Here is a 21,547-nt window from a genome sequence, read left to right on the forward strand (position 1 = left end):
GCCCTTTTTATTAAGGGCTTAGAGCATATCCATAAATAGTTCCCCTGCGTCCCCCGAGATAAAAAGGCTTCACCGCGGAGGGCGCGGAGAAGAAACAAACCTTTCTTGAGGGCATTCCTCTGCGTCCTCCGCGGTAAATTATTTATGGATACGTTCTTGGTCAAAATACTCTGCTGCACAGGGAAGAGCGCAGCGAAGGGTTCTGCGAATGTCGCGGACGCATGGATGCGTATGAGCGACCCGAAGCTTGGAGACTAGCTGATGTTACAAAGCATTCGAGACCGTGCCCAGGGTTGGCTGGCATGGATAATCGTTGGGCTCATTATCATCCCCTTTGCGCTGTGGGGCGTTCAAGAATATGAGGGCGCCGGCGCCGGCGTGAATGTCGCCACGGTCAACGGCGTAGACATCACCCAGCAACGCTTTCAGCGTGTTTATGACCAGCAGCGCCAGCGGTTGCGTGCGCAGCTCGGCGGCGATTTCAACTCCCAGGATGAGACCAGGATCAAGCAGACCGTGCTCGATAATCTTATCCGCGACGAGGTGATACGCCAAACCGCTGAGGCCCTGAAGCTGCGCGTCAGCAACGCCCAGCTTGCCCAGGAGGTCGGCGCTATTCCTCAATTCCAGGAGAACGGCCAGTTTTCTCCGCAGCTTTTCCAGCAGGCGTTGCGCGCCCAAGGGCTGTCCCCGGAGGGCCTGGAATCGCAACTGCGCCAGGGTTTGATCATGGAGCAATTAAATACCGGTGTGACCGTCACCTCGATCATCACGCCAGCCGAGCTGGATCAGGCGATACGCATCAAGAATCAGCAGCGTGACATCGGCTACCTGGTGTTGCCCTGGGCCAGTTTCAAGGAGGGCGTAAATCCCGATGAGGGGGCCGTCCAAAAATATTATGAACAAAACCGGGAGCAACTGGCGAGCCCCGAGCAGGTCAGCATTGAATATATAGAGTTGTCCGCGCAGGCGCTGGCCTCACAGATCATCCTTGACGAACAGGAGCTGCATAAACTCTACGAAGAGCATGCGGCCACTTACGCCACCCCCGAGCAACGCCGCGCCAGCCATATCCTGATTACCGTGGACAAGGCGGCCGATGAGGCCGCTGTGACTGCCGCCAAAGCCAAGGCGGAGGAAATCCGTCAGCGGCTGATAAAGGGGGAGGACTTCGCCAAGGTCGCCAAAGAGGTTTCACAGGATCCCGGCTCGGCCCCGCGGGGCGGCGACCTGGGCTTTTTCGGCAAGGGCGCGATGGACAAGGCCTTCGAGGATCGCGTGTTCAGCCTCAAGGCCGGCGAATTGAGCGAACCGGTCAGGAGTACGTTCGGTTTTCACATTATAAAGCTCGCAGAGATCAAACCGGCGGTGACCAAGGGATTTGCCGAGGTGCGCCCTGATCTGGTCAAGGAACTGCAACAGCGCAAGACGCAACAAATGTTCTTTGAAAAAACCGAACCGCTCACCAACCTCAGCTTTGAAAACCCGGATACCCTGGCCGTCGCCTCCAAAGAACTGGGACTGCCCATACAGAGCAGCGACTTATTTGACCGCAAGGGCGGGGAAGGAATTACCTCCAACCCCAAGGTTGTGACGGCGGCGTTCAGCGAGGACATCCTGAAGCGTGGTTTTAATAGCGAGCCCATCGAGACAGGCGATAACCGGCTGGTAGTGCTGCGTGTCAAGGAGCACAAACCGGCCGCGCAACGCTCCCTGGAAGAGGTGCGCCAGACCATCGTCGAGCAGTTGCGCACCGAGATGGCGCAGGCCAAGGCGCGCGCAGCCGGAGAGGTCTTCATGGAGCGGCTCAAGAAAGGTGAAGACCCTGCCGCTATAGCTAAGGAGTACCGGGTTGAATGGGTCAAATCCGGCCTGATCGGGCGCGATGAGACCAAAATCAACCCGCAGATCGTGCGTGCCGCCTTCAGATTGAACAAGCCGGCCAAGGATGCCCTCCCCGCTGTGGGTGGGGAGTCTCTGGAAAGCGGCGATTACGCGGTGCCGGCGGTATACGCGGTGCGTGAGGGTGACCCTGCCGGCATGGAGTCCGCCGCCCGTACCGCGCTCAAGCGCGAATTGCAGCGCAATCTGGCGCAAAGCGAATATGATCTGCTCGTCGCGGAGGCTAAAAACGAGGCAAAGATCGTCATTCACCCCGATAAGCTTTGAGTGAAAAAGGGAAAAGCCTCGACCTGAACCAAGTTATTTATACTATGTCTAATTTTCTGTAAAATGCGCTACCCAGAGGTAGATCATGGAAGCACTGAAGTTGAAGGAAGGTATGCTGAAGCAAGAATGTAAGTTAGTAATTGAAAGTGTCAATGAGGACGGTAAAAAGTTCAGACCCAGCGATTGGATAGAACGGATCTCGACCTCTTTAGCTACCTTCGGGCCGGATCATCGTTTGCATTATTCCAAGACGGCTCAACCCAAGGTTGTCAACGGCGAGAAGTGTCTGGTGGTGGATACGGCGCTGCACGAAAAAGATCCGGCCGCCTTCGAGTACATTCTTAATTTCGCCAAGTCGAACCGGCTGCGTGTCCATGAGGAATGCGTGGATCTGGAAACTAAAAACTAGGGAAATTCTGATCAATCCATATTGAACCGCCAAGACGCCAAGTACGCCAAGATTTTTTCTCTATAATTCAAGAGTTTTTTCCTTGGTGACCTTGGCGGTTGACGATATATTTTTCAGCCTGTCGGATAGCATCAAGCCATCTGTTTTTCGCGGATCTCGTCCAAAATCTTGCAGTCTATGCATTGCGTCGCAGTAGGACGCGCCTCCAGGCGCCGGATGCCGATCTCAACACCGCAGGCATCGCAAAAGCCGTAATCGTTCATGTCGAGTTTGACCAGCGACTCGTCAATCTTTTTGATGAGCTTGCGTTCGCGGTCACGCGCGCGCAGTTCCATCGTGATCTCCGATTCCTGGCTGGCCCGGTCATTCGGGTCCGGGTAGTTGATGGCCTCATCCTGCATGTGATGAACGGTGCGGTCCACCTCTTCCATGAGCTCCCGTTTCCAGGCCAGGAGTATCTCCCGGAAATGCTGTACCTGTTTCTCATTCATGTACTCCTCACCCTTCTTTTCCTTGTAGGGTGCGAAGCCTAGCGCGGCGCTCTTGGAGCCGCTCATCCTGGTTACCGCCATCTACTTGTCTCCTGATACCGCCTCTGATGCTAACGGGCGAAACTCCCGCCTGAAGAACGCTTATTATAGCGTATATATCGTCAATCCGAAACCAAGCTAAAGCCCTTGGGAAGCCGGCCCGGTAGTTTGTTAGAATACTCCCTTTTTGAATTTAGTCATGGCTATGCTCGAGGCACTCATTTTTGATGTAGACGGCACCCTCGCGGATACCGAGCGCGATGGTCATCGGGTCTCCTTCAACGCCGCCTTTGCCGAGGCGGGGCTGGATTGGGAATGGTCCGTCCCGCTGTACGGGGAGCTGCTCGCCATTACCGGGGGCAAGGAGCGTATTCGCCACTATCTGGATCACTACAATACGGCCTTCGAGCGACCGACCGGCCTGGACAGTTTGATCGCCGGTCTGCACGCCTCCAAGACCCGCCACTATACCGGGATGTTGGCGGCCGGCAGTATTCCGCTGCGGCCCGGTGTGCGGCGCCTGCTGGGGGAGGCGCGCGCCGAGGGGGTGCGCCTGGCGATTGCGACCACCACTACGCCGGCCAATGTAATGGCCCTGCTGGAGCATGCGAGCCCGGAGATTCCCGCTTCCTGGTTTGAGACGATTGCCGCCGGGGATGTGGTCGCGGCCAAAAAGCCCGCCCCGGACATTTTTAACTATGCTCTGGAGCAGATGGGTTTAGACCCCTCCCGGTGTATCGCGCTGGAAGACTCTGAAAACGGCCTCAGGGCGGCGCGCGGGGCGGGGTTGAGGACAGTGATTACAACCAATGACTACACCCGCGACCAGGATTTTACGGACGCGGAGTTGGTGCTGAATCATCTCGGTGAGCCCGGCCGGCCCTTTACCGTGTTAAAAGGCGCTGTGAACGGCAAGTCCTATCTGGATTTGGATACTTTGCGGCAGCTCACGCAGGACGCGCGAGACGCTCCAGATACAGTGCGGTAGCACCGGCGACCGCCACCGGCATCACGATCAGATTGACGCCGGGAATAAGCGTCGCGAGCAGCACTGCGCCTCCGAAGCCCAGGCTCACACGCCACTGCCGGGCAAGCGTGCGCCGCTGCTCACGAAAGGACAGGCGATGATTGCCCATCACATAATCGGTGTATTGCAGGCACAGCATCCAGGCGCCGAAGACCATCCACAGCAGCGGCGCGGCCAGATTCAGCGGAGGGATGAACGAGACCAGCAACAACGGCAAGGCCCACAGCAGAAAATACCCGATCTTGCGTAGCTCGCCTAACAGGGCGGGGACAATGTCCAGCAACAGCCTGCCCCATGATTGATCCGACGCAGCGTGTCCCGTGAGATGCGTTTCGACCGCCTCGGCAAGCAGGCCGTTAAAAGGCGCGCCGATCAGATTTAACAACAGGCTGAAACCAAAATAGATTACCACCAGGGCAACTAATACCAATAGCGGCCATAACAACCATTGCAGCCAATCGAGCCAGCCGGGCAGAACAGACGTCAGTTGGGCCGTCAAGGTCTGGAGCCAGTGAGCGGCGTAGGCGGTCAATACGGCAAAGATCAGGGTGTTCAACAGGAGCGGTATCGCCACGTAGCGGCGCACGCCCGGCTGCCGAATCAACCGGAAGCCGCGGAGTAAGTAGCTTGCGCCGGTGATGATGCCGTTGCTCATGGAGTGCGTGGTCGCTCCCGGCATCCTGCCTCCCGCGACATTAGTACATCCCTGCACGTCACTTGTTGTACGCCGCGCAGGGCCAACAGCGCCGCGCCATAGGCCGCTTCGCTCTGTGCAGGTATGGTCATAGCCGTATTTAATAACCGTTTACGGATTTCTGTCCATGCCTCGTTGACCGCGCCGCCGCCGACGCTGAGTATGGAGGTGGGGTAGGGCGCGCCGAGACTGGCAAGCAATTGATAACCGCGCTGTTCAATGCGCGCGATGCCTTCCAGCAGGCCCTGAAAAAACAGTATGTCATCGGCGGGCCGCGGTGTAACACGGGGGGGCAGGGTCGCGTCGTTTATGGGGAACCGTTCGCCGGGCGCGGGCAGCGGATAGTAATCCAAACCGGTGGGTTGATCGGGTTTTAACAAGGGCGTCATGGCGGCCATCTGCTCAGGTGTGAAATAGTGTAGCAGCACGGCGCCGCCGCTGTTCGAGCCCCCTCCCGCCAGCCAGAGATCGCCCAGGCGGTGGCTGTAGACGCCGTATTCGGGGGCGAAGACGGGTTTTTCAGAGAGCACCTTGACGACCAGCGTGGAGCCGAGCGAGGTGACGGCCTCGCCGGGGGCGCAGGCCCCTGTGGCGATAAAGGCGGCGGTGGCGTCGGTCGTGCCGGCGACGAGCAGGGTGTCCGCGGCAAGATTGAATTCACGGGCGGCGGCGGCGCTGACCGCGCCGAGCGGCGTGCCGGCGGGGACGGCTTCAGGGAGCCAATCCCGGCGCACGCCGAGGCGATCAAGCCATGCAGGCCAGCGGCGTTCGAGCACGTCATAGCCCAGCTTTAGACAATTGTGCTCGTCGCTTACGCCATACTGGCCGCGCAGTTTCCCGGTGATCCAGTCGGCCGGGCTCAGCGCATGGCGGGTAGCGGCGGGAGCTAGTGTTTGCAGCGTGAGGAGCTTGGCCAGGCCGCTGCTGGCCCCATGCGCGGCGGTGGTGGGCGGCGCTACCTCGGCGATAGTGGCCGCTGCGCATTGACTGCGGGCGTCGTTATACATGAGCGCCGGGCCGAGCGGTTCGCCTCGATCATCGGTGAGCAGCAGGGTGCTGGAGGTGCCGTCCACGGCGATGGCGCGAATATGCTTGGAGGGAACCTTGACCAACACGGCGCGCAAGGCGCTCTCCACCGCTCGCCACCAGAGCTGAGGGTCTTGCTCGACTTCCGCTCCGCGGCGGAGCGGGGCTGGGAGCGGGATGGCCGCCTGGGCTTGCAGCGTACCCGCGGCATCTATAACCATCGCCCGGCAACCGCTGGTGCCGAGGTCTATGCCTAGATAAAGTGGCAAGTGACAAGTAGCAAGCGGCAAGTATTCACGGGAGATTCACCGCTACGGGCGGAGTCCAACCGGATACGCGATGTTCGGCAATCACCGTCGTATAGATGCCACCCCTTACGTAGAACTCGGCCGTGAGCCGCATGAATCTCGGCTGGCAGGCCTTGGCGAGGTCATCGAGGATGAGGTTGGTGACCGCCTCGTGGAAGGCGCCTTCGTTGCGGTAAGACCACATGTAGAGCTTTAGGGATTTAAGCTCAATACAAAGCTTATCAGGCACATACTCGATGTGCAGGGTCGCAAAGTCGGGCTGGCCCGTCTTGGGGCATAGACAGGTAAACTCCGGGACCTCCATGCGGATGGTATAATCGCGCTCGGGTGTCGGGTTGGAAAACGTCTCGAGTTGTTTAGTGGGTTGGGTAGGCATGTCGTTCACTCTATGTTAGCTTTGCACATCACATCATAACTTAACCTCTTCCAGATTTATAACCATGCGCCTCAGCAAGATCAAACTCGCCGGTTTCAAGTCCTTTGTGGACCCCACCACCATCCACCTGCCCAGCAATCTGGTGGGCATCGTGGGGCCGAACGGCTGCGGCAAGTCCAACGTCATTGACGCGGTGCGCTGGGTGATGGGCGAAAGCTCCGCCAAGAGCCTGCGCGGCGACTCCATGGCGGATGTGATCTTCAACGGCTCGACCTCGCGCAAACCGGTCAGCCAGGCCTCCATCGAGCTTATCTTCGACAACAGCGATGGCGCGCTGGGCGGGGCCTATGCGGAATACGGCGAGATTTCCATCAAGCGACAGGTCGGGCGCGACGGTCATTCCGATTATTTCCTGAACGGCGTGCGCTGCCGGCGGCGCGATATCACTGACCTGTTTTTGGGCACCGGCCTCGGCCCGCACAGCTATGCCATCATCGAGCAGAACATGATCTCGCGCCTGATCGAGGCCAAGCCCGATGATCTCAGAATCATGCTGGAAGAGGCGGCGGGGATTTCCAGATACAAGGAGCGGCGCCGCGAAACAGAGACGCGCATGCGCCACACGCGCGAGAACATTGACCGGCTCAATGACGTGCGCGAGGAACTGGGCAAGCAGCTCGAACGCTTGCAACGCCAGGCGAACAGTGCGGAAAAATACAAGCTCCTGAAGGAACAGGAACGTCAGGTCAAGGCGCAACTGCTGGCCTTGCGCTGGCGGGCGCTACACGACGAAGTCGAGGCGCAGGGCCGCATGGTCAGTGAACAGGAGACGGAGCTGGAGGCGCATATCGCGCAACAGCGCGCGGCCGAGACGGCGATTGAGAAGCAGCGCGAACAACAGGGCGAGGCCGCCGAGGTGTTTAATGCGGTGCAGGGCAGATTTTACGGGGCGGGCGCCGAGATCGCCCGTCTGGAGCAATCCTTGTTGCACGCCAGGGAAAGGCGGCGTCAGCTCCAGCAGGATCTTGAACAGTTAGAGCAGGCCTGGCGCGACATCGAACAGCATCTCGAAGCGGACCGGCAACAGCTCGCCGGCCTGACCCGCGAACTCGAGCAGGCCGAACCCGGTTGGCGCGAGGCGCAAACGGGCGCGGAGGCGGCCCGCCAGGCGCTCGCCGAGGCGGAGCAGGCCGTGCATGCAGGTCAAATAGAATGGGACAGCTTCAATCAGCGCGCGGCGCAGAGTATGCAGACTGTCCAGGTGGAAGGCGCCCGCGTGCAACATCTCGAACAGCAACTGCAGCAGCTTCAACAGCGGCGCTCGCGCCTCGAAGAGGAGCGGCGCACGCTCGCCGACGCGAACCTGCAACAGCAGAACACGCAACTGCTGGAACAGCGCGACGGCTGTGAGCGAGAGGCCGCGCAACGGCAGCAGAGTCTGCAAGAGACACTTAACAGGATCACGGTGCTGCGCGAACAGAGCCACCAGCACAGTACTCAACTTGATTCCGTACGCAGCCGCCTGGAAGAACGGCGCGGACGCCTGGCCTCGCTGGAGGCCTTGCAGCAAGCGGCGCTCGGCAAGGCCTCGACGCAACTCAGCGCCTGGCTCAAGGATCATGGGCTGGGTGATGCGCCGCGTCTCGCTCAAGGCCTGACGGTGGAGGAGGGCTGGGAGCATGCGGTGGAGTGCGTGCTGGGCGCGCATTTGGAGGCGGTCTGCGTTGCAGATCTGGCGGACGTGATGAAGCTGCTCGATGCGCCTCCGGAAGGAGCCTTGAGCCTGTTTGACACCTCGTCAGCCGCGGCGGCCGCCGCGAACAAACATCGCGCGCCGCCGTTGCAGGACAAGGTGCGCGCCCCGTGGCCTCTCGGCGGTGTGCTCGCGGATGTCTATGCGGCGGATTCCCTGGCGCAGGCCGGGACCCTTTATCCCCAATTGCAAGCACATGAGTCCGTCATCACCCGTGGCGGCGTTTGGCTGGGCAAGGGATGGCTGCGGGTTGCGAATCAGAAGGACATCCATGCCGGCGTCCTGCACCGCGAGCAGGAGATCAAGTCGCTGCATGAAACGGTGACGCAGGATCAGGCTGCGCTCGAACATCTGCAAGAAGAATTAGCGGCGCAGCGCGCCCAGTTGCAGGAGTTGGAACAGCAGCGCGAAACCTCCCAAGCTGCGCTCAGTCAGGCCCAACATCAGCTTGCGGAGGTGCACGGGCAACTCAGCGGCCACCGGATACGCCTGGAGCAAACGACGGCGCGCGCCGCTCAAGTGCAGGCCGAGTTGCAGGAGATAGAAAAACAGGTTGCGGCGTTGAGCGGTGAATTGGATACCGCCCGTGCCCGTTTGCAGGAGGCCACCGCGCACAGCGAGACCCTGACTCAGGAAAGGACGGTTTTACAACAGCGGCGTGAAGCGCAGCGCATTACGCTCGATGAACTGCGTCTCAAGGCCCGCGCCGACGGCGACCGCGTCCACCAGCTTGCGTTGCGTATCGAGGCGCTGCGCAGCACGCTCGCTTCCACCGGACAAAATCTGCAACGCATGCAAGATCAACTCGGTCAAATGGCCGCGAGGCGTGAGGACTTGCGCAGCCAGCTTGCCGGCGGCGTGGCTCCCTTGGAGGCTGCCCAGGCCGAACTCGAACAGCAACTCGCCAAGCGCTCGGAGATCGAGACCGAACTCAATCATGCGCGCCGTGTGGTCGAGGAGTTTGACCACGTCCTGCGTCAATTGAATGAACAGCGCCACCAAAAAGAACAAAAGGTGCAGGATCTGCGCACGGTCCTGGAGCAGACCCGTCTGACCTACCAGGAGGGCAGGGTGCGCTCCCAATCGCTGGAGGAGCAGATCGTAGAGTCGGGGTTTGAGTTGCAGCCGGTGCTGGAGGCCCTCTCTGCGGAGGCGAATGAACAGGATAGTCATGCGCAAGTAGAGCAGATCACGCAAAAGATTCAGCGTCTCGGCCCGATCAATCTCGCCGCGATAGACGAATACGCCGAACTGTCGCAGCGCAAGAACTATCTCGACGCGCAAAATGCCGATTTGACCGAAGCCCTCACCACCCTCGAGAACGCCATCCGCAAGATAGACCGCGAGACCCGCACCCGCTTCCAGGAGACCTTCGACAAGGTCAACACCAGCCTGCAGGCCACCTTCCCGCGTCTGTTCGGCGGCGGTCACGCCTATCTGGAGCTGACCGGAGAAGACCTGCTCGATACCGGCGTGACCGTCATGGCGCGTCCGCCCGGCAAGCGCAACAGCACCATTCATTTATTGTCCGGCGGCGAAAAGGCGCTCACCGCGGTCGCTTTGGTGTTTTCGATCTTCGAACTCAACCCCGCGCCTTTCTGCATGCTGGACGAGGTGGACGCCTCGCTGGACGAGGCCAACGTCGGGCGCTTTTGCCGGTTGCTCCATGAGATGTCCGAGCGCATTCAGTTTATTTACATCACCCACAACAAGGCCAGCATGGAGATCGCCCGGCACCTGACCGGCGTCACCATGCACGAGCCCGGCGTGTCGCGCCTGGTGGCCGTGGATGTGGACGAGGCGGTGCAGTTGGCGGCGGTGTAACCGATTGACGGCCTGACGTGATCTCGAAGGCTACCAGAGAGCGTGTCACGCAACTCCGCGAGGAGATCAATCGTCACAATTACCTCTACTATGTGCTCGACCGGCCGGAGATCCCGGACGCCGAATACGACCGGCTGGTGCGCGAATTAGAAACGCTCGAAGAGCGCTATCCGGAACTCATCACACCCGATTCACCGACTCAGCGCGTCGGCGCAAAGCCCCTCAAAAAATTCGGCGAAGTTAAACATGATATCCCGATGCTGTCGCTCGCCAACGCCTTCAGCGAACAAGAGGTGCTGGACTTTGACCGGCGCGTGCGCGAGCGGTTGCACAGCGATGACATCGAATATAGCGCGGAGCCCAAGCTCGATGGCCTGGCGGTAAGTCTGCTTTATGAGAACGGCCTGTTCACCCAAGGCGCAACCCGCGGCGACGGGGTGAAGGGCGAAGATGTTACGCAAAATATCCGCACCATCAGCGCCGTGCCGCTCAAGCTGTATGGCAAGGGTTATCCAAAGCTGCTGGAGGTGCGCGGCGAGGTGTATCTCTCCAAGCGGGCCTTTGCCGAAATCAACGCCAAGGCCCTCGCGCAGGGTGAAAAGATCTTCGTCAATCCACGCAACGCCGCCGCCGGGAGCCTGCGCCAGCTCGACCCCAACATTACCGCGAGCCGTCCGCTGGCGTTTTTCTGTTATGGCGTAGGTAAAGTGGAAGGCGGCGCACTGCCCGAACAACACAGCGGGATTCTCGCGCGCCTGCGCGAGTGGGGTTTGCCGGCGCCGCATGAACAGCGCGTGGTGCAGGGCGTGCAAGGCTGTCTGGATTACTACCGCGATCTCGCCGCGCGCCGCCACCGGTTGCCGTTCGAAATAGACGGCGTGGTCTACAAGGTCAACAGCCTTGCGCAGCAAGAGAGTCTCGGCTTCGTCTCACGCGCCCCCCGCTGGGCGGTCGCCCACAAATTCCCGGCTCAAGAAGAACTCACAGAGGTGTTGGGCATAGACGCTCAAGTCGGACGCACCGGGGCGCTCACCCCGGTGGCGCGTCTGAAACCCGTGTTCGTCGGCGGCGTCACGGTGACCAACGCCACCCTGCACAATCAGGACGAAATAGATCGCAAAGATATCAGGGTGGGCGACACCGTGATCGTCCGCCGCGCCGGTGATGTCATCCCGGAAGTGGTGAGCGTGATCAAAGAGCGCCGCCCGCCCGGTACGCGGCCCTATCACCTGCCGAAACACTGCCCGGTGTGCGGCGCGGACGTGGTTCGCGCCGAGGGCGAGGCCATCGCCCGTTGCAGCGGAGGGCTGTTTTGTCCAGCGCAGCGCAAGGAGGCGATCCTGCACTTCGCCTCACGCCGCGCCATGGACATCGAGGGCCTGGGTGACAAACTGGTGGATCAACTGGTCGAGCGCAAACTGGTCGAAAACCCCGCCGACCTTTATACCCTCACACCACAGCAACTGGCGGGACTCGAACGCATGGGTGAAAAATCCGCTGCCAACGTGTACACCGCACTGCAAAACAGCAAACAAACCACTTTGCCGCGTTTCCTCTACGCGCTCGGCATCCGCGAGGTGGGCGAGGCCACCGCACTCGCGTTGGCCAGTCATTTCGGCGATCTCGACGCCATCATGCACGCTGACGCAGAGACATTACAATACGTGCCCGATGTCGGGCCGGTGGTGGCCGCACACATCGAGGCCTTTTTCCGCCAGCGCCACAACCGCGAAGTCATCGCCAAACTGCGCGCGGCGGGGATCAACTGGCCGGCAATCAAACCGGACCATCGCACCCGTAAACCCTTGCAGGGCAAGACCTTCGTACTCACCGGCACACTGGAGACCCTAACGCGCGAAGAGGCCAAGGAAAAACTCCAGGCGCTGGGCGCCAAGGTCAGCGGCAGCGTCTCATCCAAGACCGGCTACGTGGTCGCCGGCGCCGAGCCGGGCTCTAAACTTGATAAGGCGAATCAGCTCGGTATTACAGTGCTCGATGAGCAAGGGCTGCTCAACCTTCTCAATACGTGATCTGCGTTTATTAAATTCTGTAGGGCCAGCAGGTTGTTGAAAATCTCATTTTCAACAACCTGCGTGCGGTACATGGATGTGCCGCCATTTTTCAAGCACGGTGTAGGTGCTTGAAAAATGGAGCAAAGCAAAAATCGCACTTTTTGCTTTGTGCCGGGTAGGAAGCCCCAATGCCGCGGGCGCACGGATGCGCAGGAGCGGCCGAGTTGAAGAAGCCCACGGATGGGCTTCTTCAACAACCTGCTGGTGGCGTAAGCTGCTGGGCGGCTATACTTGAGGAACCGTGCGCTTTCCGACCACATTCGCCGCAAGATCAAGTTAGCCGCCCAGACAGAATGAAGCACTACACTAGGTTTCCACCCAATAAAGCTTGAACGGCAAGTAGCGGCTGAACTGCGCGAAATCGCGGTCCGCGGAGACCAGTTCCAGGTTATGACGATGAGCCACGGCGCAGAGCAGAAAATCAGTATTGGAGCCCTGCATGCCCTTGCTGCGGCAGATGTTAAAAAACTCGGCTGCCGTCTCATAATCTTCATACTGTAAAGGATGGTCAGGGAAGGCGCGCAATTTATCCCTGAGACGTTTAAACTGCTTTTTATCCCTGATTCCGGACAACAACTCTTGGCGGATCGGGCCTATCATCGTCACCCGAAATTCCCGAATAAGCCGGGTGAGCATCTTTACTGCGGGTGAATCAGGATTGAATTTTCTGCGCCGCAGCGCCAACGACCATATCGAGGTATCAACCAACGCCTTCATGGGCGTTTACGCTGCCGTTTGTAATGATATAAAGGGTCGTAATCAACCGCGCCATATTCGGCCAATATTGCCTGCTGTTGCAGGTGCTGGACGTATTCATCCAAAGCCTGTGTCACAGCCTCGCGTTTGGTGTGATGCTTGCCAAGCCGCTTGGCTTTATCGATCAGCTTATCGTCCAGGGCTAAATTAGTCGCCATCGGTATTTCCTCCAGACAGAGTGAAGCTTTCATATTACACATTTTAATGTGTAAGTCAACCGGGCGCTTGCATGGGCGAGGGATTGGATGGGGATGAACAAACTGATAGGGCGAATGGTGCTGGGATACGCTGCGCCTCATCCCAGCCTACGGGCTTAACGCGAAATACCTTCTATTGTACCTATCCAGCCTATGGTATTACGCCGCGACACGGCGGGCGTGAGCGATTTCCTTGTGATCAATGGGGCGAACCTGCGAGGCAAGCAGGGTAGTAACCGCTAGGGTCTCCATCCAGCGTGGCAAACTCGACTTCGTAGCCAGCACCCTTTGCATGCACCATCACGACCGTACCGATATCACCGCTCGCGAGCCCATATTCGGGAATGTCCGAGGTCAGAACAACACTATCAAGTTCTTTAATCATCGCACCATGTTCATTCGCATGTCGGATCAGGGCTCGACTTATAGCGGCTTTCCCACAATGTGCCGGTGCGTCCTTCCAGCCGATTGTGGCATCTCGTCTGCCGGCCGGCTAAGCGTTTCATCAACTGCCCGAGTCCCGTAATCTGTTCTGGCGCGACGAGCAAATGGACGTGGTTCGTCATCAGGCAATAAGCATAAACCCTGACGCCGAAGACATCCTTGAACGTGGCCAGTGTTTCGAGATACCTCTCGAAATCACGCACCTCGGCAAAAACAACCTGCCGATTATGCCCGCGCTGAATGATGTGATGCGGATAGTATGGCAAGATAGTTCTACCCACCCGTGGCATGGCAGTCCTCCCGGGATCTTATTTTTTCTGACGGGAAAGTCTACCACGTTGACTTTAAATAAATCTGTCCCCCTTTTTCTCTTGAGAGTCTGGCGGCAAAAGTTGCCAGGCATGTATACTTAAGGAACCGTGCGCCTTTCCGAACACATTCGCCGCGAGATCAAGTTAGCCGCCCAGCGCTACTTCAAGGATGCGCCGGTCTACTTGTTCGGCTCACGCCTGGATGATGCCCGGCGCGGCGGAGATATTGATCTGTATATTGAGACCGCAATGCCAGACAGTGAAGTAGCGCAGGCCAAGATCAAAATGACAGCGCAGCTTTACCGGCGCATTGGCGAACGCAAGATAGACATCGTGGTCAATAACGGCGGCGCAATGCTGCCTATTTTTCAGCGTGCGCGCCTGGAGGGGGTTCCCCTATGAGCAAACGACTACCCGCCCAGCTACTCGAATGCCGAAGGCATATTCACTTTATCGAACATGCCAGACGTCACATCCCTGCACCCACCGCAGTGCTGCTGCAAAACCCGCCGGATGAACTCGTCGCGGCACTGGATCAGTTTGTCTACCGCTTCAGCAAGTTGCAAGATACACTGGGACGGAAAGTATTACGCGCCGTTCTGGTCGAGCATTTTCGTGAGCCATATGAAGATGCGCCGTTTCGTGACGTGCTCGACCGCCTCGAAGCGTTGCGTATTGTTGACTCCGCAGATCGCTGGGACGAGTACCGCGCGGTCCGAAATGCGCTTGTCCATGACTATCCGGAATCCGCGGCGGAAAAGGCGCGAGTGCTCAGCGAAGGATTCGCCATGTCCATGGAGCTGGCGAGCTTAGTAGACCGTCTCACCGAATTGTTGAAATAGTCCCATCAGGAACCTCTGATTAAGCTTGCAGAAAATCCAAGCCCCGTTAAATATCGAGCCCATCATTTTTGCCCATTGACAATAGGACACAAATGTCCTAGTTTACTCATGTGAAGGCCAAACAATTCATACAAAAACTGCAAAGGCTCGGCGCGGAGATCATCAAGTGGCGCGGCAAAGGCGGCCACTATCTCGTGAAATACAAAGGCCGTCAAACCACTGTCCCAGTCCATGGCGATGCCGATATGAGCCCGGTCTTCATCGGAAAAATTTGTAAACAACTGGACATTGACCCCAACGAGATTTGACTATGTTACAAGCCTATCCTGTCATACTGACGCACGATGACGACGCGGTGATTGCTGAATTTCCCGACGTACCGGAAGCGATTACCCATGGCGCCGATGAAAAAAGCGCATTGGAGTGGGCGCAAGACGCCCTTGTGGTCGCGCTCTCCGGTTATCTGGAGGACCACCGAGACATCCCGCAACCCTCAAAACCTAAGCGCGGGCAGTCTGTCGTGGCGCTGCCGCCGATGGTCGGCACGAAGCTGGCCATTTACCAGGCTCTGCGTGACCAGGGCGTTACGCAGTTGGAACTTGCCGAACGGTTGAATTGTGACGCGCGCCAAATACGTCGCATCTTGGACTTGGATCACAGCTCGCGGCTGGATCAACTTGAAGCATCCTTGAGGGCGCTGGGTAAAAAACTGTCCGTGGACATCCAGGACGCGGCTTAGACACGCCCTTACGCTGCGCCTCGACCATGGCCTTTTTACCGATACGCCATTTTAGGCATTATAGTAAACCATGCCGCAATTGAGGCGGATCTCCATAGAGTATTGGCGACCAACAGATATTTACCCTATGCAAAGAACGGCAAACAGACACATTTAATTATATCGCTTAATGAAGTATTCTCAGATAAAATTTTGTCGATTGCCCCTAAATAAACACGACATGCTTCGTGAATATCGGCAAGATCAACAAATAGCTGACTTTCAAGAAGCGATACCGGTAGCGACTTTTCAAACTTTTTTCGAAGCGCCTTTACTAGATCGACGGTAATTTTTGTTTTCATTTCCATTATTGACACTGGTCACCCTTTGGTAGGCGTTTTTTTAACCGGTCAATTCGATCTTTCCAGGTTTTTATTTCCTTTTGCCAACCGGGAACATCTCTACTGTCCGGGTCATTACGTATTTTTTCCTCATGTTCTTTTACTCTATCATCCAGTAGTAGGGTGGGCACGGTTTTTGTGCCCGCGCGGTAAAGGCCCGAAGAATCCGACACTATAAAATTCACCGTCCCTCATGCATCACGTTCATTCGATACGCGTGGGCAAACAAAAAGATGTGCCCACCCTACCCGGCTTTCACCTATTCTTTCACGTGGGCACAAACAACGTGCCCACCCTACCCGGCTTTAAATAAATCTGTCCCCCTTTTTCCAGGTATGCTATTTTGAAAAAATTAGAACTAGCAAGAGGATTCATACTATGACGACTCTGACACTCGAATATTGGCAGGATGAGGGGTGGTTTGTTGGCCACTTGCGAGAAATTCCTGGATGTTTCAGCCAAGGAGAGACCTTGGAAGATCTGGAGCGCAACATTGCTGAGGTGTATAAACTGCTACACGAAGAAACCGATCTGCCCATACCACCTAATGTAACCACCAAGCCCATCCTGCTGCCTGCATGAAGATGCGTGATCTGATTCGACTACTTGTCGCTCATCAGTGTCATCTTCACCGTCATGGAAGTAACCATGATGTTTACATCAATGTGCGAAATAGTCGTAAAGCGCCTATTCCCCGGCATAGTGAAATCAGAGAAAGCCTTGTCAAACTTATCCTCAAGCAATTGGATGTTGGAATTAAATAGCCAAGTAGGGTGGGCACGCCGTTTGTGCCCACGCGCAATGAGAAGGTGAACAACAAGGCCGTATAACCATGCCACGATACCGGCGCGCAAACGCAGAGGGGGCCACCTATTTCTTCACTGTGGTCAGTTACCGCCGCCAAGCAATATTATGCGACGAACCCATCCGGACGGCACTGCGTCAAGCGATCAAGCAGGTGCAGGGTTTGCACCCATTTACCATTGACGCCTGGGTATTGTTACCTGATCATTTACATTGTATCTGGACATTGCCTGATGGTGACAGCGACTTTGCCACTCGTTGGAGCATGATTAAACGCAAGGTCAGTCTGGCCTGCGCAAATCAATACAAACGTGAAGACTGGATAACGCCCTCGAAGCGTAAACACCGGGAATCCACGATTTGGCAGCGGCGCTATTGGGAGCATCAAATCCGGGATGACGGCGATTTTATGCGCCATGTTGGTTACATTCATTACAACCCGGTGAAGCATGGACACTGCGAGCGTGCCGCTCTATGGCCTTACTCGACATTTTACCGCTATGTCAAACAGGGCATTTACCCGGTGGATTGGGGAGCTGCCGATACAAGATTGGAGGAAGGGACGTTTGGTGAATAAACACGTGGGCACAAACGGCGTGCCCACCCTACTTGGCTCGACATTTTCCCGCTACGTCAAACAGGGCATTTACCCGGTGGATTGGGGAGCTGCCGATACAAGATTGGAGGAAGGGACGTTTGGTGAATAAACACGTGGGCACAAACGGCGTGCCCACCCTACTTGGCTTGGCTTGACGAGCGAGACGGTATCTACTTGGCTCCCGCTACCTACAAGAGCCGGGTACGTATTGTGCTGGGGTACCGGCACAGACCCATGTAAGAGTTTGATTGGGTGCAGTTCCCGCTATCGCGGGGGTTAAGGTAATAGTCACAGCTGCACCTACGCTAGAGGTAGCTGCGCTGCCGCTGACAGTTATGAGACCGGTACTGGTACCCACTGAAGCAGCAGTCACCTTCCCCAGAACCGGAATAGTTATTCCGTTCCCGCAGTTTGTGAGAGTCCCCGTGCTTTGGAAGCATTCGGTAATCGATGTTCTTGCGGAGCTGGCAGCAAGTACCAACTCGGATACCTTAGCTCTTATTGTATAATCTTGGTAACTTGGAATCGCAATCGCCGCCAATATCCCGATGATGGCGACCACAATCATCAACTCAATAAGGGTAAAACCTTGTTGTAGCTTTTTCATGATAAATCTCCTTTGTTTATTAACTTTCAAAATGACCAGAAGCCCATTCCCCGCGCTCCCGTTCATCATCTCCCCGCAGGCCGGTTGCCCTGACCGCAAGTAAGCGTTGTGCTTGGCAAATGCGATGCAGGATGTGTGCCAGAATGCCTGGGGACTGGGTTATGGGCCTGAAACCCGTATCGTAGCGTTTCTGTGCGAACGTTGAGGGCCGTTTTAAATGGGCGCGCGCAGCGCACCCTACGGTAGCCGGGTCAAAAAGTGACCAAAAAGGTCAGTCGGTTTCATTTCACCCTCCCCCTCCCCCCCCCGTCAAGGGAGGGGGAAAGATCGGAATTACCCTTGTATGTCCACCCCCCCCATCCCAACCTTCCCCCGTCAGGGGAGGGGTATTGAGGGCATCAGCCTACGGAGGCAATTGTTTATAATGCCCCATTGAAATATAATATGACATTATTTCTTATATTGGCATTTTAATAAAATATGGCAAATCATAAGGCAAAGCTCACCCAAGGTGGACGTATGGTGATCCCCGCTGAGTATCGCAGGGCGGTCGGGCTTGATGTGGGCGATGAGGTGGTAATGCGCATCGAGGGCGGGGAAATCAGATTGACACCGCTGCATCAGTCCATAAAGCGGGCGCAGGAGATGGTGCGCCGCTATGTTCCGAAAGGTCGCTCGCTAGCGAAGGAGTTGATCGCCGAGCGTAAAGAGGAAAAGAAGCGTGAGTGACTACGTCCTGGACGCCTCGGCGGTGCTGGTATTGCTTAACCAGGAACCCGGAAGCGAGGTGGTTGAGGAAGCGCTCTCCGGGGAGGCGACTGTGATGAACGCCGTTAATTATACCGAGGTGGTTTCTAAATTGGCGTCGGTGGGTATGCCTCCCAAGACGATAGCCGGCGCGCTAGAACCTCTTGGTCTCACTGTTCAACATCACGACCGTGCGGTTGCGGAACAAGCCGGTTTGCTCTATCCCGCCACGCATAGGCAAGGTCTGTCACTCGGCGACCGCAGTTGCCTTGCGCTGGCTAAAAGTCTGAAGCTGCCCGCGCTGACTGCGGACAAGGCATGGGTGGGATTGGATATCGGAGTGAAGGTCAAATTGGTTCGCTAAGAAGCACGGACAGTATTTGGATTAATGACCAATGGCGCATATGCTTCGTTTGGAAAGCCGGTGACGCCCATGAGGTCGAAATAGTGGACTACCACGATCTGGAGCGCCAAAAACATTTAATGGCTGATCGGCTGGTGCGTGAGGTGCTGGTGCGTGCAGCTTAAGGAATGTCAGGCGGCTCGCAGTCTGGCCCACTGAGAGTTGTGGGTTGCCATATGTAACCCTACAAGTTACAATTTAGCCGGTGATAAAAACATTCAAGCATAAGGGGCTGGAACGGTTCTTTCTCGTCGGAGAGCGTCGCTTGCTAGATGCGAAGTGGCTCGGGCGACTGGAAATTTTCCTGGATGTCTTGGATAAAGCCAGAACTGCCGAGGATTTAGCCGTCCCCGGCGCGGGGCTACACCGGCTGAGCGGCGATAGAAAAAGCACATGGAGTATGAAGGTATCAGGGAATTGGAGATTGACCTTTCGTTTTGAAGGCGGGCACGCCTATGAAGTGAATTTGGAGGATTATCACTGATGGAAACATTGGCATTTAAGGGTAGACGTCCGACGCATCCTGGAGCAGTGTTGCGGGAGATGGTTATACCGGAACTGAAACTCACTCAGGTAGAATTGGCCAAAGCGCTGGGCGTTTCGCGGCGCACTATTTCCGAAATCATTCACGAACACAGACCGGTGACTCCGGATATGGCCATGCGCTTGGGTCGGTTTTGCGGCAATGGCCCCCGGCTGTGGCTGAACATGCAGCAGGCTTTGGACTTGTGGGAGTTGGAGCACCGCAAGGCCAAGGAGTACGGCAAGATTAAGAAGTGTGCGTGAAGATGCAGACAAAAAAATTCAGTCTCATTAAGCCACTGATTAAGGAGTCATTTCTGTGAGCGATAAAGAGTTGTCCCGCAGCCGTTTCCCCCAGGTGCGTATGCGGCGTATGCGGCGCGATGAATTCAGCCGCCGCTTGATGCGCGAGACGCGGCTTACCACCGGTGATTTGATCTGTCCGGTGTTTGTGCTGGAGGGGAAGGGCAAGCGCGAACAGGTCGCCTCGATGCCGGGCGTCGAACGGGTGAGCGTAGACGAGCTGCTGAAAGAGGCGGCTGAACTGGTGGATCTCGGCATCCCCGCGGTGGCGCTGTTTCCGGTTACGCCTGCGGAGAAAAAATCGCCGGGTGCGAAAGAGGCCTGGAACCCGGAAGGTCTTGCCCAGCGTGCGGTGCGGGCGCTCAAGAAGGAATTTCCGCAGCTCGGTGTCATCACCGATGTTGCGTTGGATCCGTTTACGACCCACGGCCAGGATGGGCTGATTGACGATACGGGCTACGTGCTGAACGACGAGACGGTCGCCGTGCTGGTGAAGCAGGCGCTGTCTCATGCCGAGGCGGGGGCGGACATTGTAGCGCCTTCGGACATGATGGACGGCCGGATCGGCGCGATTCGTAATGCCCTGGAATCAGCGGGGCATATCCACACCCGCATCCTCGCCTACAGCGCCAAGTACGCCTCCAGTTTTTACGGCCCGTTCCGCGATGCGGTGGGTTCGGCGGCGAATCTGGGCGCGGGCAATAAATACAGCTATCAAATGGACCCGGCCAACAGCGACGAGGCGCTGTGGGAAGTGGCGCTCGATCTCGAAGAGGGCGCGGACATGGTGATGATAAAACCGGGCATGCCTTATCTGGACATCGTGCGCCGGGTCAAAGATCAATTCGGCGCGCCGACCTTCGTCTATCAGGTGAGCGGCGAGTATGCGATGCTGATGGCTGCCGCGCAGAATGGCTGGCTGGATGAGAAAGCGGTAGTGATGGAGTCGCTGCTGTCCATCAAGCGTGCCGGGGCGGATGGCATCTTGACGTATTTCGCCAAGCGGGCGGCGGGGTGGTTGAAGTAGCCACATTAGGGTTCGTCGGTCATGCACCGCACGCTTGGACCGGTCTGCGGGGCGCATGGATGTGGCATCGTGCGAATGAATTCGCACCTACCTGAGAGATGAACGTTGTTGATGGGCTATATGAAAATGACCTTCATAACCGAAACAAAAAGACAGCTGAGCAGGTTGTTGGATGCGGTACGTCACGGCGAAACCGTGCTGATTGTGCATCGGGGCAAGCCTGTGGCGCGGCTTGTGCCTGTAGTTACAAACAACTCTGGTGATACTGATGGTCGTCTCTCCCGGCTGGAGAGCGATGGCATAATCCGTCGTGCGACCGCCAGCCCATCCAAAAAATTACTGAAACAACGCCCACCACCCGCAAATTGGAGCATTGTGCAGGCCCTGTTACAGGATCGTAACGAGGAGTGGTGAAGTTCTGGGCTAGTCTAGCCCGCGAGACCCTCGTGTCGCTTGTCATGCAACTGTCATAAATCCTTCATACCATAGCAGGATGACTGACGGGCGCCTCTAAAAATAGTGGATTTTGGCTTTAGGCAAGGCGAAATTCTGCGAGGAAGCGGTCGCTCCTGCGCATCCCTGCGCCCGCGACATTCGGGCTTCCTGCCCAGCACAGTGTACACGATAGTACATGAGCATTCCGACGTACAGGGATGTACTAGTGTCGCGGGAGGCAGGA

The 21,547-nt window shown here is 57.2% G+C and carries 27 protein-coding genes and 3 pseudogenes; 20 read left to right on the top strand and 10 right to left on the bottom strand.

Going from position 1 to position 21,547, the window contains the following annotated elements:
* Nucleotides 1-261: 261 nt before the first annotated feature.
* A complete protein-coding gene (locus tag HY028_11675) occupies nucleotides 262-2,169 on the top strand; it encodes a SurA N-terminal domain-containing protein (protein MBI3345489.1) in 1,908 nt (635 codons plus the stop codon).
* A gap of 112 nt (nucleotides 2,170-2,281) precedes the next feature.
* Nucleotides 2,282-2,578 (top strand): DUF3579 domain-containing protein, encoded by a 297-nt coding sequence (locus HY028_11680; GenBank protein ID MBI3345490.1) that lies wholly within the window; start codon nucleotides 2,282-2,284, stop codon nucleotides 2,576-2,578.
* 131 nt (nucleotides 2,579-2,709) lie between these two features.
* Here HY028_11680 and dksA read toward each other — a convergent pair whose 3' ends face one another.
* Nucleotides 2,710-3,150: an RNA polymerase-binding protein DksA gene (gene dksA / locus HY028_11685; GenBank protein ID MBI3345491.1), complete on the bottom strand. Its 441-nt coding sequence runs from the start codon at nucleotides 3,148-3,150 to the stop codon at nucleotides 2,710-2,712.
* 157 nt (nucleotides 3,151-3,307) lie between these two features.
* Between dksA and HY028_11690 the strand changes: the two genes are divergently transcribed.
* Nucleotides 3,308-4,096: an HAD family hydrolase gene (locus HY028_11690; GenBank protein ID MBI3345492.1), complete on the top strand. Its 789-nt coding sequence runs from the start codon at nucleotides 3,308-3,310 to the stop codon at nucleotides 4,094-4,096.
* Here the strand turns inward: HY028_11690 and cysZ are convergent.
* From cysZ to queF, 3 genes are all read right to left on the bottom strand, one after another.
* Nucleotides 4,056-4,790 (bottom strand): sulfate transporter CysZ, encoded by a 735-nt coding sequence (gene cysZ / locus HY028_11695; GenBank protein MBI3345493.1) that lies wholly within the window; start codon nucleotides 4,788-4,790, stop codon nucleotides 4,056-4,058. The genes HY028_11690 and cysZ overlap by 41 nt on opposite strands.
* On the bottom strand, nucleotides 4,787-6,076 hold the full coding sequence (locus HY028_11700; GenBank protein ID MBI3345494.1) for an FGGY-family carbohydrate kinase: 1,290 nt from the start codon (nucleotides 6,074-6,076) through the stop codon (nucleotides 4,787-4,789). The genes cysZ and HY028_11700 overlap by 4 nt, the downstream gene beginning before the upstream one ends.
* 73 nt (nucleotides 6,077-6,149) lie before the next feature.
* The gene (gene queF, locus HY028_11705) at nucleotides 6,150-6,539 is read right to left on the bottom strand and encodes an NADPH-dependent 7-cyano-7-deazaguanine reductase QueF (GenBank protein MBI3345495.1); all 390 of its coding nucleotides are present in this window, start codon (nucleotides 6,537-6,539) and stop codon (nucleotides 6,150-6,152) included.
* 64 nt (nucleotides 6,540-6,603) lie between these two features.
* Between queF and smc the strand changes: the two genes are divergently transcribed.
* Nucleotides 6,604-10,116, top strand: a complete 3,513-nt coding sequence (gene smc, locus HY028_11710) for a chromosome segregation protein SMC (protein MBI3345496.1) — start codon at nucleotides 6,604-6,606, stop codon at nucleotides 10,114-10,116.
* A gap of 17 nt (nucleotides 10,117-10,133) precedes the next feature.
* Nucleotides 10,134-12,146: an NAD-dependent DNA ligase LigA gene (ligA, locus tag HY028_11715; GenBank protein ID MBI3345497.1), complete on the top strand. Its 2,013-nt coding sequence runs from the start codon at nucleotides 10,134-10,136 to the stop codon at nucleotides 12,144-12,146.
* A 348-nt stretch (nucleotides 12,147-12,494) separates the two neighbouring features.
* On the opposite strand, the gene HY028_11720 is transcribed toward ligA, so the two are convergent.
* The 4 genes and pseudogenes from HY028_11720 to HY028_11735 all read right to left on the bottom strand — a co-directional run bounded on the left by HY028_11720 (nucleotide 12,495) and on the right by HY028_11735 (nucleotide 13,875).
* Nucleotides 12,495-12,905 carry a PIN domain-containing protein gene (locus HY028_11720; GenBank protein MBI3345498.1) on the bottom strand — a complete coding sequence of 137 codons (411 nt, stop codon included), beginning with the start codon at nucleotides 12,903-12,905 and terminating at the stop codon, nucleotides 12,495-12,497.
* Nucleotides 12,902-13,102: a type II toxin-antitoxin system VapB family antitoxin gene (locus HY028_11725; GenBank protein MBI3345499.1), complete on the bottom strand. Its 201-nt coding sequence runs from the start codon at nucleotides 13,100-13,102 to the stop codon at nucleotides 12,902-12,904. Before HY028_11725 ends, HY028_11720 begins: the two co-directional genes overlap by 4 nt.
* Nucleotides 13,103-13,300: 198 nt before the next feature.
* Nucleotides 13,301-13,526 (bottom strand): annotated as a pseudogene (locus tag HY028_11730) (DUF4926 domain-containing protein).
* Nucleotides 13,527-13,557: 31 nt separating this feature from the next.
* A pseudogene (locus HY028_11735) lies at nucleotides 13,558-13,875 on the bottom strand (transposase).
* Between the two features lie 129 nt (nucleotides 13,876-14,004).
* On the opposite strand from HY028_11735, the gene HY028_11740 reads away from it, so the two are divergent.
* The 4 genes from HY028_11740 to HY028_11755 all read left to right on the top strand — a co-directional run bounded on the left by HY028_11740 (nucleotide 14,005) and on the right by HY028_11755 (nucleotide 15,477).
* Nucleotides 14,005-14,298, top strand: coding sequence for a nucleotidyltransferase domain-containing protein (locus tag HY028_11740; GenBank protein ID MBI3345500.1), 294 nt, complete (start codon nucleotides 14,005-14,007; stop codon nucleotides 14,296-14,298).
* On the top strand, nucleotides 14,295-14,738 hold the full coding sequence (locus HY028_11745; protein ID MBI3345501.1) for a hypothetical protein: 444 nt from the start codon (nucleotides 14,295-14,297) through the stop codon (nucleotides 14,736-14,738). Before HY028_11740 ends, HY028_11745 begins: the two co-directional genes overlap by 4 nt.
* 110 nt (nucleotides 14,739-14,848) lie before the next feature.
* Nucleotides 14,849-15,046: a type II toxin-antitoxin system HicA family toxin gene (locus HY028_11750; protein MBI3345502.1), complete on the top strand. Its 198-nt coding sequence runs from the start codon at nucleotides 14,849-14,851 to the stop codon at nucleotides 15,044-15,046.
* Between the two features lie 2 nt (nucleotides 15,047-15,048).
* Nucleotides 15,049-15,477 (top strand): type II toxin-antitoxin system HicB family antitoxin, encoded by a 429-nt coding sequence (locus tag HY028_11755; GenBank protein ID MBI3345503.1) that lies wholly within the window; start codon nucleotides 15,049-15,051, stop codon nucleotides 15,475-15,477.
* A gap of 125 nt (nucleotides 15,478-15,602) precedes the next feature.
* On the opposite strand, the gene HY028_11760 is transcribed toward HY028_11755, so the two are convergent.
* Nucleotides 15,603-15,824 carry a hypothetical protein gene (locus HY028_11760; GenBank protein ID MBI3345504.1) on the bottom strand — a complete coding sequence of 74 codons (222 nt, stop codon included), beginning with the start codon at nucleotides 15,822-15,824 and terminating at the stop codon, nucleotides 15,603-15,605.
* 411 nt (nucleotides 15,825-16,235) lie between these two features.
* Between HY028_11760 and HY028_11765 the strand changes: the two genes are divergently transcribed.
* The 4 genes from HY028_11765 (at nucleotide 16,236) to HY028_11780 (ending at nucleotide 17,368) form a co-directional block, all read left to right on the top strand.
* Nucleotides 16,236-16,439, top strand: a complete 204-nt coding sequence (locus HY028_11765) for a type II toxin-antitoxin system HicB family antitoxin (protein ID MBI3345505.1) — start codon at nucleotides 16,236-16,238, stop codon at nucleotides 16,437-16,439.
* Entirely contained in the window at nucleotides 16,436-16,621 is a 186-nt protein-coding gene (locus HY028_11770) for a type II toxin-antitoxin system HicA family toxin (protein ID MBI3345506.1), read from the top strand. The genes HY028_11765 and HY028_11770 overlap by 4 nt, the downstream gene beginning before the upstream one ends.
* A 68-nt stretch (nucleotides 16,622-16,689) precedes the next feature.
* Nucleotides 16,690-17,238: a transposase gene (locus HY028_11775; GenBank protein ID MBI3345507.1), complete on the top strand. Its 549-nt coding sequence runs from the start codon at nucleotides 16,690-16,692 to the stop codon at nucleotides 17,236-17,238.
* Nucleotides 17,231-17,368, top strand: a complete 138-nt coding sequence (locus HY028_11780) for a hypothetical protein (GenBank protein ID MBI3345508.1) — start codon at nucleotides 17,231-17,233, stop codon at nucleotides 17,366-17,368. Before HY028_11775 ends, HY028_11780 begins: the two co-directional genes overlap by 8 nt.
* 75 nt (nucleotides 17,369-17,443) lie before the next feature.
* On the opposite strand, the gene HY028_11785 is transcribed toward HY028_11780, so the two are convergent.
* Nucleotides 17,444-17,866: a pilin gene (locus HY028_11785; GenBank protein ID MBI3345509.1), complete on the bottom strand. Its 423-nt coding sequence runs from the start codon at nucleotides 17,864-17,866 to the stop codon at nucleotides 17,444-17,446.
* Between the two features lie 480 nt (nucleotides 17,867-18,346).
* Between HY028_11785 and HY028_11790 the strand changes: the two genes are divergently transcribed.
* The 7 genes and pseudogenes from HY028_11790 to HY028_11820 all read left to right on the top strand — a co-directional run bounded on the left by HY028_11790 (nucleotide 18,347) and on the right by HY028_11820 (nucleotide 21,282).
* A complete protein-coding gene (locus HY028_11790; protein MBI3345510.1) occupies nucleotides 18,347-18,595 on the top strand; it encodes an AbrB/MazE/SpoVT family DNA-binding domain-containing protein in 249 nt (82 codons plus the stop codon).
* Complete coding sequence (locus tag HY028_11795; protein MBI3345511.1) at nucleotides 18,588-18,977, top strand: type II toxin-antitoxin system VapC family toxin; 390 nt, start codon at nucleotides 18,588-18,590, stop codon at nucleotides 18,975-18,977. The genes HY028_11790 and HY028_11795 overlap by 8 nt, the downstream gene beginning before the upstream one ends.
* Nucleotides 18,978-18,988: 11 nt before the next feature.
* A pseudogene (locus HY028_11800) lies at nucleotides 18,989-19,141 on the top strand (type II toxin-antitoxin system RelE/ParE family toxin).
* A gap of 80 nt (nucleotides 19,142-19,221) precedes the next feature.
* Nucleotides 19,222-19,500, top strand: coding sequence for a type II toxin-antitoxin system RelE/ParE family toxin (locus HY028_11805; GenBank protein MBI3345512.1), 279 nt, complete (start codon nucleotides 19,222-19,224; stop codon nucleotides 19,498-19,500).
* Complete coding sequence (locus HY028_11810; protein MBI3345513.1) at nucleotides 19,500-19,802, top strand: HigA family addiction module antidote protein; 303 nt, start codon at nucleotides 19,500-19,502, stop codon at nucleotides 19,800-19,802. Before HY028_11805 ends, HY028_11810 begins: the two co-directional genes overlap by 1 nt.
* A 100-nt stretch (nucleotides 19,803-19,902) precedes the next feature.
* Nucleotides 19,903-20,868 (top strand): porphobilinogen synthase, encoded by a 966-nt coding sequence (gene hemB / locus HY028_11815; protein ID MBI3345514.1) that lies wholly within the window; start codon nucleotides 19,903-19,905, stop codon nucleotides 20,866-20,868.
* 105 nt (nucleotides 20,869-20,973) lie between these two features.
* Nucleotides 20,974-21,282 carry a type II toxin-antitoxin system prevent-host-death family antitoxin gene (locus tag HY028_11820; GenBank protein MBI3345515.1) on the top strand — a complete coding sequence of 103 codons (309 nt, stop codon included), beginning with the start codon at nucleotides 20,974-20,976 and terminating at the stop codon, nucleotides 21,280-21,282.
* Nucleotides 21,283-21,547: the final 265 nt, after the last annotated feature.

It is taken from the genome of Gammaproteobacteria bacterium (assembly GCA_016195665.1).
GTDB lineage: Bacteria > Pseudomonadota > Gammaproteobacteria > SURF-13 > SURF-13 > JACPZD01.